Source organism: Dyella amyloliquefaciens (assembly GCF_004296575.1).
Classification (GTDB): Bacteria; Pseudomonadota; Gammaproteobacteria; order Xanthomonadales; family Rhodanobacteraceae; genus Dyella; species Dyella amyloliquefaciens.
In genome coordinates this window covers 675,190-689,746 of record NZ_SAYT01000002.1, presented here as the reverse complement: position 1 = coordinate 689,746, position 14,557 = coordinate 675,190, and the positions used below count along the sequence as shown (strand labels likewise).

At 63.8% G+C, this 14,557-nt stretch carries 8 protein-coding genes; 5 read left to right on the top strand and 3 right to left on the bottom strand.

Translation table 11 applies throughout. The features are described from left to right. Nucleotides 1–275: 275 nt before the first annotated feature. The 4 genes from EPB08_RS07590 to EPB08_RS07575 all read left to right on the top strand — a co-directional run bounded on the left by EPB08_RS07590 (nt 276) and on the right by EPB08_RS07575 (nt 5,411). Entirely contained in the window at nt 276–1,727 is a 1,452-nt protein-coding gene (locus tag EPB08_RS07590; protein WP_130618448.1) for a bifunctional 2-methylcitrate dehydratase/aconitate hydratase, read from the top strand. A 208-nt stretch (nt 1,728–1,935) separates the two neighbouring features. Beyond that, nucleotides 1,936–3,063 carry an OmpA family protein gene (locus EPB08_RS07585; protein WP_130618447.1) on the top strand — a complete coding sequence of 376 codons (1,128 nt, stop codon included), beginning with the start codon at nt 1,936–1,938 and terminating at the stop codon, nt 3,061–3,063. Nucleotides 3,064–3,431: 368 nt separating this feature from the next. Next, nucleotides 3,432–4,529 carry an OmpA family protein gene (locus EPB08_RS07580; protein WP_130618446.1) on the top strand — a complete coding sequence of 366 codons (1,098 nt, stop codon included), beginning with the start codon at nt 3,432–3,434 and terminating at the stop codon, nt 4,527–4,529. Nucleotides 4,530–4,595: 66 nt separating this feature from the next. Next, nucleotides 4,596–5,411, top strand: a complete 816-nt coding sequence (locus tag EPB08_RS07575; RefSeq protein ID WP_425598248.1) for a pseudouridine synthase — start codon at nt 4,596–4,598, stop codon at nt 5,409–5,411. 502 nt (nt 5,412–5,913) lie between these two features. Here the strand turns inward: EPB08_RS07575 and kbl are convergent. The 3 genes from kbl to tdh all read right to left on the bottom strand — a co-directional run bounded on the left by kbl (nt 5,914) and on the right by tdh (nt 12,156). Continuing rightward, the gene (gene kbl / locus EPB08_RS07570; protein WP_130618444.1) at nt 5,914–7,107 is read right to left on the bottom strand and encodes a glycine C-acetyltransferase; all 1,194 of its coding nucleotides are present in this window, start codon (nt 7,105–7,107) and stop codon (nt 5,914–5,916) included. Nucleotides 7,108–7,252: 145 nt separating this feature from the next. Beyond that, a complete protein-coding gene (locus EPB08_RS07565) occupies nt 7,253–10,945 on the bottom strand; it encodes a DUF748 domain-containing protein (protein ID WP_130618443.1) in 3,693 nt (1,230 codons plus the stop codon). Nucleotides 10,946–11,133: 188 nt separating this feature from the next. Continuing rightward, nucleotides 11,134–12,156 carry an L-threonine 3-dehydrogenase gene (gene tdh, locus EPB08_RS07560; RefSeq protein ID WP_130618651.1) on the bottom strand — a complete coding sequence of 341 codons (1,023 nt, stop codon included), beginning with the start codon at nt 12,154–12,156 and terminating at the stop codon, nt 11,134–11,136. Nucleotides 12,157–12,352: 196 nt separating this feature from the next. Here tdh and EPB08_RS07555 point away from each other — a divergent pair, with 196 nt between their 5' ends. Beyond that, nucleotides 12,353–14,416: a hypothetical protein gene (locus tag EPB08_RS07555; RefSeq protein WP_229238246.1), complete on the top strand. Its 2,064-nt coding sequence runs from the start codon at nt 12,353–12,355 to the stop codon at nt 14,414–14,416. Nucleotides 14,417–14,557 lie beyond the last annotated feature (141 nt).

The following is a 14,557-nucleotide window of genomic DNA, read 5'->3' as shown; positions in this document are numbered from 1 at the left end:
CGTGGGACCAATGCAGCAACAACGGACACGCGCAGCCCGTCGTTACCGCAAAAGTCTCGTTCACGGCAAAGCCGCTGCGGTAACCGGGGCAGTGTGCTGCCCGTGATGACGACGACCGCAAGGACACGCGAATCATCGGTGTCCGGAACTACTCCCTTTTGGGATAAGTGTCCGTCCATTGTCCGGGTGCAGGCGCTGGCCGGTCAAGCAAGAACACCTGAGCCATGCATAGGGCGGGGCTACCATCGCTTCCCTGTCGCCTTAGGAATCACCGGATGAGCGAGCCTGATCTTCGTTCCGCCAAGCGCCCCGATCCGGACCAGCCGATGGTCGATGTCGCCGACTACGTCGTCGACTACCGGATCGAGTCCGCCGAGGCTTACGACACCGCGCGCTACATGCTCCTCGACTCGCTGGGCACCTCGATGCTCGCGATGAAGTTCCCCGAGTGCGTCAAGCATCTGGGGCCGGTCGTGCCCGGAGCCGTACTGCCGGGAGGCGCCCGCGTACCGGGCACCAGCCACGAGCTGGACCCGGTGCAGGCGGCTTTCGCGATCGGGACGCAGATCCGCTGGCTGGACTTCAACGACACCTGGCTGGCTGCCGAATGGGGCCACCCGTCGGACAACCTTGGCGCCATCCTGGCCGTCGCCGACTACCTCAGCCGCAAGGCGGAGCGGGAGGGCGGTACGCCGATGACGGTGCGCCAGGTGCTCACCTATGCCATCAAGGCCCACGAGATCCAAGGCTGCTACGCGCTCAAGAACAGCTTCAACCGCGTCGGGCAGGACCACGTGATCCTGGTACGCCTGGCCTCCACCGCCGTGGCCACGGCCATGCTGGGCGGCACCAGGGAGCAGATCGTCACCGCCATCTCGCAGAGCTGGATCGACAACGGATCCCTGCGGACCTACCGGCACGCCCCGAACACCGGCCCCCGCAAGAGCTGGGCAGCCGGGGACGCCTGCCGTCGCGCCGTCACCCATGCCATCAATGCCGTCTACCGCGGCGTGGTCGGCTACCCCTCGGCACTCAGCGCCAAGACCTGGGGTTACTACGACGTGGCCTTCAAGGGCCAGGCCTTCCAGTTCGAGCGGCCGTTCGGCAGCTACGTCATGGAGAACGTGCTGTTCAAGATCAGCTTCCCGGCCGAATTCCATGCCCAGACGGCCGTGGAGTGCGCCATGAGGCTGCATGGCGCCGTGGCCGGCCGGCTCGACCAGATAGATAAGGTGGTGATCGAGACGCAGGAGGCGGGGGCCCGCATCATCGACAAGACCGGCCCCCTGGCCAACTACGCCGACCGCGACCACTGCATCCAGTACATGGTCGCCGTACCGCTGATCTTCGGCCGCCTCACCGCCGATGACTACAACGACGAGGTGGCTGCCGACCCGTGCATCGACGCCCTGCGCGACAAGACGGTGGTCAGCGAGAACCCGCAATTCACCAGGGACTACTATGACCCCGGGAAGCGCTATATCGGTAACTCGGTCCAGGTCTTCTTCAAGGACGGCAGCCACACTGACAAGGTGTCCGTCGACTACCCGATTGGCCACCGCAAGCGCCGCGCCGAGGGCATCCCGCTACTGTTGAAGAAGTTCGAGGCAGCCCTGCGCGGCCACTTGCCAGCCCATCGGGTGAGGGCCATTCTGGACGTGACAGCTGACCCGGAGACCTTGGACGCCATGCCGGTTCAGGATTTCCTGGGTCTCTTCACGCTGTAAAGACGGCGTTAGCAGAAAATGAACAGGCGTTTGGGGTCGATTTGCAATTGTTTAACTTTTGCTAAGCTACTCCGCGCCCGTTTCGGGTAAACCTAGCATCGAAGTTCCGTAGGTAAGTCGGCGGGTTCATAGGAGTTCGAACTCACGGCTGATGATTTTCCCGTCTGGGGTGAACGGACGCGTACACCAATAAACGAGGAGACACCTGATGAAACGTAAGGGCTTGTACATGCTCATTGCCCTCGCCTTGGGCGGCGCAGGCGCCGTTCACGCGCAGGACAACACTTCGACTTCCGCTCCGACCACAACGCCAAGCTATGACGGTCGCTGGTACATCGCCCCGACCGTGGGTGGTTACTACAACGACACCGACCGCAACACCAACAGCCGCCAGTTCTACTATGGCCTCGGTGTCGGCCGCTTCTTCTCGCCCAACTTCTCGCTCGACCTGTTCTTCGATCGCACCAAGCGCGATCGCGACACGTTGGTCAATGGTGTAGCCACCAATGGCGGCAAGTGGGCGAACAACAACTGGGGCGTGGCGGCACGCTACTACTTCGGTGAGTGGACCGCGTGGCGTCCGTACCTGTTGGGTGGTGTGATCGGCAGCTACCACCAGAACAGCAACGACAACGGTTGGGATCCGGCAGTGGAAGGCGGCCTGGGCGTTTCCAAGACCGTCACCGACAGTTCGGATATCCGCATCGAAGCGGGCTATCGCTATGACTGGGACGACAAGACCCAGTCGAACAAGAGCGGTTACGGCGACTGGTTCCTGGGCTTCAGCATCGTGTCCCGCTTCGGCGAGCCCGCTGCTGCGCCGGTGGTTGCAGCACCGCCGCCGCCGCCGGACTGCTCGAAGATGGACAGCGACGGCGATGGCGTCAACGATTGCGACGACAAGTGCCCGAACACGCCGGCCGGCACGATCGTCGGTCCGGATGGTTGCCCGCAGAAGGTCGTGATCGACCTGCGCGGCGTCAACTTCAAGTTCGATCGTCCGAAGAAGGGCGAGAAGGACATCAGCAAGTCGCTGGCTGAGCCGAGCAAGGATTCGATCGCGGTTCTCGACCAGGCAGTTGATACCCTGCAGCGCTATCCGCAGGTCAAGGTCACGGTTGCCGGCTATACCGACTCTGTCGGTAAGGATGCCTACAACCAGAGCCTGTCCGAGCGTCGCGCTCAGATCGTGTACGACTACCTGACCTCGCATGGCGTCGACGCGAGCCGTCTCGAAGGCCCGATCGGTCACGGCAAGAACGATCCGATCGACACCAACGACACGGATGCTGGTCGTGCCCGCAACCGTCGTACGGAATTGCAGGTCCAGCAGTAATCGCTTTGCTCAACGCAGTACGAAAAGCCCGGCGAAAGCCGGGCTTTTCTTTTGTACGGCTGCATGCGGCGGTGATCAGGAAACAACGCAAGGACATGCTAATGCGCGACACGTTGTCGCACCTTGCGGGCACTTCGTGCGCATCAGACGGGCGTTGTCTGAACCGGGATTCACCAACGACGTCTCGGTAGGCGTGCGATGCGCTTAACGATTTTGCTACACTCCGCCGCGCTTTGATCTTTGACACCAAATTTGATCGGGACGCAAAGCAAGGGACGGAAGTAAGTCCCTGGATGTAGAAGTCAGTGACGCGCGTTTTCCGTCTGGGGTGGAGCGGACGCGAATACCAATAAACAAGGAGACACCTGATGAATCGTAAGGGCTTGTATTTCCTGATTGCCCTGGCCCTGGGCGGCGTAGGTGCCGTTCACGCGCAAGACAACACTGCCGGTGCGACCACGCCGAGCTATGACGGCCGTTGGTACATCGCTCCGACCGTGGGCGGCTACTACAACGACACCGATCGCAACACCAACAGCCGTCAGGTCTATTACGGCCTGGGCTTTGGTCGCTTCATTGCGCCGAACACCTCGATCGACCTGTTCGTGGACCGCACCAAGCGTGATGCCGACGCTGGCGGCAAGTGGTCGAACAACAACTACGGCGTTGCCGCTCGCTTCTACTACGGCGACTGGAACGCATGGCGTCCGTACCTGCTCGCAGGCGTGATGGGCAGCTACCACCAGAGCGCAGCCGACCACGGCTGGTCGCCGGCTGCAGAGCTGGGCGCTGGCGTGTCCAAGACCGTCACCGACAGCACCGACATCCGCGTCGAAGCTGGCTACCGCTATGACTGGGACGACAAGACCCAGCCGGCGAAGAACGGCTACGGCGACTGGTTCCTGGGCTTCAGCATCGTGTCGCGCTTCGGCGAGCCGGCTGCTGCTCCGGTGGCCGCAACCCCGCCGCCGGCTGCTCCGGACTGCTCGAAGCTCGACAGCGACGGTGACGGCGTCAACGATTGCGACGACAAGTGCCCGAACACCCCGGCTGGCACCATCGTCGGTCCGGACGGCTGCCCGCAGAAGGTCGTGATCGACCTGCGCGGCGTCAACTTCAAGTTCGATCGTCCGAAGAAGGGCGAGAAGGACATCAAGAAGGCGCTGGCTGAGCCGACCACCGACTCGATCGCCATCCTCGACCAGGCTGTGGACACCCTGCAGCGCTACCCGCAGGTCAAGGTCAACGTTGCCGGCTACACCGACTCGGTCGGTAAGGACGCCTACAACCAGGATCTGTCCGAGCGTCGCGCTCAGATCGTGTTCGACTACCTGACTGCTCACGGCATCGCCGCCAGCCGTCTGGAAGGTCCGGTCGGTCACGGCAAGAACGATCCGATTGGCAGCAACGACACGGATGCTGGCCGCGCCCAGAACCGTCGTACGGAGCTGCAGGTCCAGCAGTAACCGGACTTGTAAATGCAGTACCGAAAAGCCCGGCGCAAGCCGGGCTTTTCTTTTGTGCGTCGTGTGTTGCCACGCGATCCCCTACCATGTCGCGACACTCGTCGCGTATTCCTTCGTCATTCCATGCGTCCGTCTCGTCCTTCCAAACCAAACTCCGCTTCACAGCCGCCACGCCATGGCCTGGCGCGCGTGCTCAGCAAGCTGGGTGTGTGTTCGCGTAGCCAGGCGGAGAAGGCCGTGCGCGAGGGCAGGGTGCGTGTGGACGGCAAGGTCGTGCTCGATCCCGAGCGTCCTGCCGATGCGCAGCGGCAGCGCATTACGCTCGACGGCGAAGCGGTAGCGGCAAGCGAGCGCGTCTATATCGCGCTCAACAAGCCGCGTGGCATCGTGGTGAGCGCAGCGGATGAGCGTGGCCGCGATACCGTTTATGACCTGCTGAAGAGCGCTGGTCTGCCATGGCTAGGGCCGGTGGGCCGCCTGGACAAGGCGAGCGAAGGTCTGCTGCTGTTGAGCAACGACAGTGTGTGGGCTGCGGGGCTCACCGAGCCGAAGCATCATGTCGACAAGACGTATCACGTGCAGATCGACAGCATTCCCGACCAGGCCTTGCTTGATGCGCTGGTCGAAGGCGTGGTGGAGCAGGGGGAGCGGCTCGCTGCGCGCCGTGCGGTGTTGTTGCGGCAGGGTGAGAAGAACGCGTGGCTGGAGATTGTGCTGGATGAGGGGCGCAACCGGCATATCCGGCGGCTGCTCGCGGCGCACGATGTTTCGGTGATGCGGTTGATTCGCGTGGCGATCGGGGCGTTGGCGCTTGGCGAGTTGGCCAAGGGGCAGTGGCGGCACCTCACCGAGGCTGAGGTGCGGGCCTTGGCCCAGCTGTAAGCGCTTTGGCGCGGGCTTTTGCACTCACGCCGTCCTTGTCTACCTCTGCCAACTGTAGGAGCGCACCCAGTGCGCGCCAACTATGTCCATGCGAGCCGTGACTCCCTCTCCCTCCGGGAGAGGGTGCGGTTCTCGCCCCTGTCTGTCATCAGTGCGCAGGTAGGTAGAGCTTTACAGGAGCCAAGAGTCGGCGCGTGGAGTCTCGGCTTTTGCTCGATACGTTATCGCGAGCTTGCCGCTTACGCAGCGGGCGTTTCGATCCCCTGCCGGCGCTCGAGTCACTTTTCTTTTGCTGGCCCAAAAGAAAAGTAACCCAAAGAAAATGGCCTTAAGGGCTCTCGTAGCGAATTGCGGAATACGAGCGCCCGTGATCGAGGCCAGCCGGACCGGTCTCGTGCTACCTCAGGGATAGCGGCTACACCGCAACGCGTCGATGCGCTGAGGACTTAGAGCGGGAGTGGCGAAGAGGGCTTTGTAATGCCCTCTTCGTCGACTTGCCTGCTTAGATCACACCCAGCTTCTTGCCCACCTTCGTAAACGCGGCGATGGCCTGATCCAGGTGCTCCCGCGTATGCGCCGCACTCATCTGCGTGCGAATGCGTGCCTGCCCCTGCGGCACCACCGGGTAGAAGAAGCCGGTGACGTAGATGCCTTCGTCCAGCAGCTCGGTGGCCATGGCCTGGGCCTTCTTGGCGTCGTAGATCATCACGGGCACGATCGGATGCACGCCCGGCTTGATGTCGAAGCCGGCTTTGGCCATCTGTTCGCGGAAGTAGGCGGTGTTGGCCTTGACCTGGTCGCGCAGTTCGCCAGCGGCGGCGAGCATGTCGAACACCTTGATGCCGGCGGCGACCACGTGCGGCGGCAACGAGTTCGAGAACAGGTACGGACGCGAGCGCTGGCGCAGCATCTCGATCACTTCGCGCGGGCCGGTGGTGAAGCCACCGAGCGCGCCGCCGAGCGCCTTGCCCAGCGTGCCGGTGATGATGTTGATCTTGTTGAGCACGCCTTTGACTTCAGCCGAACCGCGGCCGGTATCACCGAGGAAGCCGGTGCAGTGGCATTCGTCGATGTGCACCAGCGCGTTGTACTTCTCGGCGAGTGCGGTGATCTCATCCAGCGGGGCGATGAAGCCGTCCATCGAGAACGCGCCGTCGGTGGTGATCAGCTTGGTGCGTGCGCCGGCGGCGTCGGCAGCCTGCAGCTGCTTCTCGAGATCGGCCATGTCGCAGTTGGCGTAGCGGAAGCGCTTGGCCTTGCACAGGCGAATGCCGTCGATGATCGAGGCATGGTTCAGCGCGTCGGAGATGATTGCGTCCTCTTCGCCCAGCAACGGCTCGAACAGGCCGCCGTTGGCGTCGAAGCAGGCGGCGTAGAGGATGGTGTCCTCGGTGCCGAAGAAGTCGGCGATCTTCTTCTCCAGCTGCTTGTGCAGGTCCTGCGTGCCGCAGATGAAGCGCACGGAGGCCATGCCGAAGCCGTGGGTGTCCAGCGCATCCTTGGCGGCCTGGATCACGTCGGGGTGATCGGCGAGGCCGAGGTAGTTGTTGGCGCAGAAGTTGAGCACTTCCTTGCCGCTCTCGAGGCGGATCTTCGCCGACTGCGGCGAGACGATGATGCGCTCGGCCTTGAACAGGCCCTGCTCACGAATGGATTCGAGTTCGGCGGCGAAGCGCGACTGACCGGGGTAGCTCATGGGGGCATTCCAAGGGGGGGGCAAAAGGCTATTTTGACCCCCTGGAAGCGAGCTGTGAAGGAAGCGGCTCTTGAAACCGGCGGAGCGCCGCTATTCCGGCTTGCGCCGGAGTGACGGCCCCGGGGAGGGCAGTGGCAAAGCGGCCTCAGCCCTGGTGCAGGCCGAATTCCGCCCGCGTGGTCTTGCCCTTGTCGTCGATGCCCTTGGTGTCCAGCACGGGATCCTTCAGCGACATGCGCTTGTCGTCCAGCTTGCCTTTCAGCCAGGCCTGTACGGCGGTGGCGCGGCGCTGCCCGAGGTCGCGCATGGCCGCGTCGTCGACAGGGATGTTGGTTTCCATCAGGCTGCGCATCTCGTCGGCATCGAGCGATTTCTTGAGACCGATGAAGTTCTTCGGCTTGCCCTTGAAGTCGTCGTCCTTGTACGCGCGCTTGAGGTACTTCTCGTATTCGTCGGGCGTGACATTGACCGCTGCGAGCGCGGCATCCGAGGTATCGGCGTTCTTGCCGTCCTGATCCAGCGCCTTCTGGCGGCGCACCAGGTTGTCCACCGTGACCTTGCGCAGGCCATCCTGATCCTTCGAGGGATCCACGCGGCCGGTGATGTCCAGCTTGAGCGAAGGCTTCTGGTTGAGCATGGCGACGATCTTGCCGAGTCGATCCTGTGCGTTCTTGTCGAGTACGGCCGACCCCGGGTCGAACTCCACGTAACCGAGGTCCTCATGGTTGCTGCCGCCGAACGCCGCGCCGAGCAGGCGGAACGGAGCGGTGACCGCCTTGGCGATCAGATTGCCGACGGCGCGCCAGATCAGGCCGCCCATGCTGAACTGCGGATCGTCCAGCGAGCCGGATACCGGTACGTCCACATCGATGTTGCCTTGCGTGTCCTTGAGCAGGGCCACCGCCAGCTTCACCGGCATGTGCTGGATGCCCGGGCTTTCGTCGCGGTCGCCGAAGGTCAGCTGGGTAATGAAGATGTGGTTGTCGGCATTGAGCTTGCGCTGGTCAAGCATGTAATGGACGTCCATCGTCAGCTTGCCTGCCGTGATGGGGTAGCCCGTGTACTTGGTGGAATACGCGCTCAGTCCCGTCAGCTCAACTTCGTTCGCCTTGCCCTTGATGTCGAGAAAGGCCACGGGCTGCAGCGGGTTGATGGTGCCGTCGATATCGATGGGCGAGTTGTCGTTCAGCGCGGCCTGCACCGACAGGTCCGCCGGCGGGTCGCCCGGCGTGGTGCCAAAGGCGCCGATCTTGCCGGTGACCTTGGTCATGTTGGCGGTGTAGTTGGGCTTGATGAAGTTGTCGGTGTAGTTGAGCTGGCCGTTGACCAGCGTGAGGCCGCCGATGTGGATATCGGCTGGCGGTGTCGCTGGCGCGGTGGTGGACGGGGCGGGTGTCGCCGCAGCGGCTTGTGTCTTCGCCGTCGAAGCGGGCGCCGGTGCGGGGCGCGGCGCTGGCGCCGGCTTTGCGCCGGGGACGGGTTGCTCGTTTTCGCCGCGCGTCACCGAGACGGGCGCCGACTCGGGATTGGCCACTACCTCGGACAGGTTCAGCGTGCCGTTCGAGTTGACGATCATGCGCGCATAGAACGAGCTGAGCACCAGGCTTCCGACATGCATGCGTGGCGCGCCGATGCCGTAGGAGACGTCCAGCTGGTTGCCGCTCAGCGTGCGCCAGCGCAGGAAGTCGTCACCCGTGAGCTTGTCCTGGATGCGTACCTGTTCCAGCGCCGCATTGCCCTTGTAAGTCATCTTGGGCTCGGCGCTGCGTCCGTCGTAATGCAGCTTGCCGCTGCTGGTGACGCGCGCGCTGGAGATGGTGACGTTCAGCGGCACGCTGATGTATGGCTGGAAGGTGGAGATGTCCAGGCGCTTGGTGTCGAGCTGGATGTCGGCGAGCGTCGGCAGCGGCTGCACCTTGCCGTTGGCCGTGAAGCTGCCCTTGTCGATGTTGCCCGACAGCTTCATCTCGCGTGGCTCGTTGAGCTTGTCGCTCAGGTTGTCCATGCCGCCGCTAAGCGAGTCGATCTTGATCTTCACCGGCTTGTCGCTACCGGAGGCCAGGTCGGTGAATGCGACCGCAGTTTTGTCGAACACCAGGTGCTCGATGCTCCAGTGCCATGGTGTACTGCTGGCCTCGGCCTTCTTCGCTGGCGCCCCCTTGGCGGCGAACAGGTCGACCAGGCTGATGTACTTGTTGCTGTTGCGCTGCACGTCCAGGCTCAGGCCCGTCGCTTTGACGGTGCCCAGCTGCGCCTGTTGGGTAGCGAGATCGATCTGCTTGATCTCCGACTCCAGCACCTTCCAGGCCACCGGCGAATCGTGGCCCTTGTACTGCGGCTCCATCACAAAATCAGTGACGGTGGTGTGGGCGTCCGACAGGTGCACGTTGAACGGCTTGCCCCAGTCGACTTGAAGCTGGCCGGTGGCATCGAGCTTGCCCTTGGTCAGGCGGGCTGCCAGCCCCTGGTAGGTGGCTGCCTGCAGCGGCGCCATGTCGACCTGCTTGGTGTTCAGTGCGGCAACGAGTTTGTCCTTGGCGAGGTCCACCGTGCCCTTCATGGAAAGCTCGCCGCCAAAGAGCTGCGCCGTTACATCCAGTTTCGCCGGTGGGGCGGCCAGCATGCTCAGCGCCTGCATGCCACCGTGGACGTTGCCCAGGTCGATCTTGCCGGTGGCATTGGCGTAGTGGATGGTGCTGTTGGCGAGCGTCATCGAGGTGATGCGCAGGTCCATCGGCTGGGCTTTCGCATCGGCGGCCGGCTTTGCCGGCGGCGCCAACAGCGTGTCGAAATTGCTGCGGCCGTCCGCCGTGGACGTGTAATAGAGCTGCGCCTGCTCGAGCGCGAGCGTGCCGATCACGTAGCGCGATTGCAGCGGCTGCACGTCGGACAGGTCGGCGGTGCCCTTGCCAAGGGCGAGGATCGCCTGGCCATCGCTGCTGTTGAGCACGAAGTCGTCGAGCTGCAGCTTGCCGGTGAGCTGCACTTGCGGCTCGGGCTTGGCCTGGACGAAATGCAGCGTGAGGTCACCACTAAGGAGGCCCTTGGGAATCCTGACGGGCAGTGTGGTGGGGGCGTAGCCGATGTAGCGCGCGAGGTCGAGTCGATCGAGCCGGAAGTCGATGGTCGATTCGCGGTTGTCCGCGAACGGCTTGGTGTGGCCATCCACGCGCAGCGGGCTGCCATCCACCTTCATCGACAGCAGCGGTTGCACGAACACATCCGTGTCGCTGGGCAGGTTGGCGATGAACGGGATGCCGAGCTCCAGATTCTCGACGTGATGGCTGGCCTTCAGCGCTTCATCCTCGAACTGGATGTCGCCGTTGTGCACGCTGATGTTCGAGAGCGCGAAGCGCGTGGGCGGCGCGTTCGGATCCGACGGTGTCGCGTTGAAGCGGTCGATGATGTCGCTGAAATTGAAGCGCTGGTCGCCCGTGCGCACGAGGCGGATGCGCGGGCGTTGCAGGGAGAGCTCGTCCAGCACCGGCTTCAGGCGGAACAGCGAACCCCATGAGGCGTTGATCACCGCCTGGTCGATGTCGACGAACGGCGACTTGCCGTCAGCGTCGGCGATGTGCAGCTGGTCCAGCTGCAGGCGCAGGGTGTAGGGATTGAGATGAACGGCGCCCACGGTGACCTGGCGCTGCAGCGCGACGCTGGCGCGCTTCTCGATCTGGCTGCGGATGATGTAAGGCGCTGCGAAGAAACCGAGCAGGCCAAAGACCACGATCGCGATGACCCCGATCAGGGTCCATTTGCGGACGCGATGCGAATGGTAGACGGCGAGGGCGCGGTCGCGTCCTGCGGCCATACGGGGGTTGCTGAAAAGATCAGCCATGCCGACGATGCTCCGATGTCATCGCGAGCCGACCGTGCGAGGTCTCGACGACCCGGCAACGTCACTGTTCCGGTCATGCTATCGGCGCGCCCTAGGCGAAGAGTGTACTAGGGCGGCCGAGACGGTAGCAGCGTTTTCCGCCGATCGGATCGGCGGAGTGTTTGGTTATGTGATGGTTTCGTGGAAGCTCAGCTCCAGGAGCACACGACCTTGCCGCACTTGCCCGCATCCATCAGGTCGAAACCTTTCTGGAAGTCGTCGATGTGGATCTGGTGCGTGAGCACCTTTTGCAGCGGGAAGCCGGTCAGCACCATCTGAGTCATCTTGTACCAGGTCTCGTACATCCGGCGGCCGTAGATGCCCTGCAGGGTGAGGCCCTTGAAGATCACCTTGTCCCAGTCGATGCCAGCACCGCGCGGCATGATGCCGAGCATGGCCACCTTGCCGCCGTGGTACATGCATTCGAGCATGTCGTTGAAGGCGCGCGGATTGCCGCTCATTTCCAGGCCCACGTCGAAGCCTTCCATGTGCAGGTCCTTCATCACGTCCTTCAGCGACTGGTTGGCCACGTTCACCACGCGGGTGGCGCCCATGTCCGCCGCCAGCTTCAGGCGGTAGTCGTTGATGTCGGTGACCACCACGTTGCGTGCGCCCACGTGCTTGGCGATGCCTGCGGCGATGATGCCGATCGGGCCGGCGCCGGTGATCAGCACGTCCTCGCCGATCAGGTCGAACTCCAGCGCGCAGTGCGCGGCGTTGCCGTAGGGGTCGAAGAACGCGGCCAGCTCGGACGGGATCTGGTCCGGGATCGGCCACAGGTTCGAGGCCGGCATGGTCATGTACTCGGCGAACGCGCCGTTGCGGTTGACGCCGATGCCGATGGTGTTCGGGCACAGGTGCTGGCGGCCGGCGCGGCAGTTGCGGCAATGGCCGCACACGATGTGACCTTCGGCCGAGACGCGGTCGCCGATCTTGTAGCCGGTGACGCCCGGGCCGATCTCCACGATGCGGCCGACGAACTCATGACCGATGGTCAGGCCGGGCTTGATGGTGCGCTGGGACCAGTCGTCCCACTTGTAGATGTGCAAGTCGGTACCGCAGATCGCGGTCTTTTCCATCTTGATCAGCACCTCGTTGGGGCCGACCTCGGGGACGGGCACTTCTTCCATCCAGATGCCCTGTTCGGGGTTGCGCTTGACCAGGGCTTTCATCATCTGAGGCATGGGATTTCCGTGGGGAAGGACAGGAAAACCGACATTATAGGAGGCTGTCGGGGTGGCGGCTTCCTGCACTGCAACGTTGTGGTCCCGGGCCCATGCTTTTACTGTCGCAAGACTGTGCGTCACTGAACGGAGCGGACGAATGCGTTTGAGCAGGATGGGGAGTTCGGTTTTGGCGGGGCGGAAGTTGGGGCGGCGGTCCGTCGCGGCCACACTGATACTGGTGGGCCTGGCGCTGTCGCCGGCCTGGGCGGCGCAGGACCCGGGCACCAAGCCGCCGCTGCAGTTCCGCATTACCGAAGGCAACATCGAGAACGCGTTCTTGCAGAAAGGCAGCATTGCCGCCCATCTGCTGCTCAGCTCCGGCGACAAGCCGCGCGTGCTGGTGGCGTTCCCGGCCGGGAACAGCGGGGCAGGCGTGTGGTTCGAACCGACCGACAAGCCGGTGCACTGGACCCTGGGCTCGCTGACCGGTCAGCAGCGTATGGTGGACGGTCGCGCCTGGAACGGCATCGCCGCCGATGCCACTGTCACGGTGGACCGCCTGGTGTTGAAGGACGCCGTGCTGGGCAGCATCCGCATGCTGCGCGACTACCAGCAGGGCCAGGGTTACGCGGCCCAGCTCGCGGCCACGCCCAAGGTTGCCGCCACGCCGCAACTCACCGAGCGCTCCGTCAGCTGGCAGCGCCAGCGACTGGATGGCGCGCCGGGCTATGCCATTGCGCTTAGCTCGGACAACGGTCGTTTTACGCGCGAGGATGGGCACCTCGTGCTGCGCCCGGACCATGCGGGCGAGGCGATGCACCTGCATATTGAAGCGAGCACCGGCGAGACCCCGCTGACGCCCTTCACCAACCTGCTCAATGATCGGGCGCAGCCGGACGAACGCAGCCGCGAGGCCTTGCAGTTCCTCAGCTACCGCGAAAAATTCCTCGCCGGCTCCTGGCGCTTCGATACCTATTTCGGGCGCGACACGATGATGTCGCTGCGCCTGCTGATGCCGGTGCTGCAGCCCGCTGCGGTCGATGCCGGTATCGCCTCGGTGCTGGCGCGCCTTTCGCCCGATGGCCAGGTCGCGCATGAGGAAGGCATCGGCGAGTTCGCGGTGTTGCAGCACCTCAAGGAAGAGGGCAAGCCATCGGCCGAGCCGATCTACGACTACGTGATGGTGGATAGCAACGTGATGCTGCCGCCGGTGGCAGCGGCGTGGCTGCTGGAGGATCCGCGCGGCCGCGATGGCGCACGAGCCTTCCTCGCCGGCAAGCTCGGAACGGGGCGGCAGGGCGATGCGCTGGTACGCAACCTGATGTTCGTTGCCAACAGCAGCGAAGCGTTCGCGCACGATCCGGTGTACTCGAACCTGATCGCACTCAAGCCCAACGCCAAGGTGGGCCAGTGGCGCGACAGCAACGAGGGCATCGGTCGCGGTCGGTATCCCTATGACGTCAATGCAGTCTGGATGCCTGCCGCGTTGCGTGCCATCGGCCAGTTCCTCGATGCCGGCCTGCTCAATGACTACACCACGCCGGCTCAACGCGAGCGCCTGCACGCGGCGGCGGCCAGCGCCAACGAGTGGGAACAGCATGCGAGCGCGCTGTTCGCCGTGCGGATCACGAATGACCGTGCCACCCAGCAGGTGCGCGATTACGCAAAACAGATCGGTGTGTCGGATGCCTCCGCCCTGAAGGCGATGGACGGCGCCAGCGTGGAGTTTCCGGCCATCGCGCTCGACGCGCAGGGCAAGCCGGTTCCCGTGCTGAATTCCGACGAAGGCTTCCAGTTGCTGTTCGGCAAGCCGGACGCTGCCGTGCTGGATCGCAACGTCAGCAACCTGATGCGGCCGTTCCCGGCGGGCCTGATGACCGACGTCGGCATGGTGGTCGCCAATCCCGCCTATGCGGATCACGATGTGTGGTCACGTTTTGGCAACAGCGCCTATCACGGCACCGTGGTCTGGGCGTGGCAGCAGGCGATCATGGCCGCCGGCCTGAAGCGCCAGCTGGCGCGCAGCGACCTGTCGGCGACGACGCGACAGCATCTGGAAACCGCACAGGCGGGGTTGTGGCGTGCGATCTGTGCGGCCAATGCGGTGCGTACATCGGAGCTGTGGTCCTGGTCTTACGCCAACGGCCACTACCGCATCGAGCCGTTCGGTGCGGAAGGTGCGCACGAGGATGAGTCCAACGCCGCGCAGTTGTGGAGCACCGTATTCCTGGCGCTGCCGCCGCCGGCTGGACAATCCTGTCATTGAACCGAGCTGACGCCCGCAACCCATGGGGGCGTCAACCTTGCAGCTGCAGGCGCCGATCCGTTCCTGCCTGAAGTGTGCAATGCAGCGTTACCCGCGCGGGCGTTTCGTTCTATGGTCGCAAGTTATTGCGAATCGTCCGAG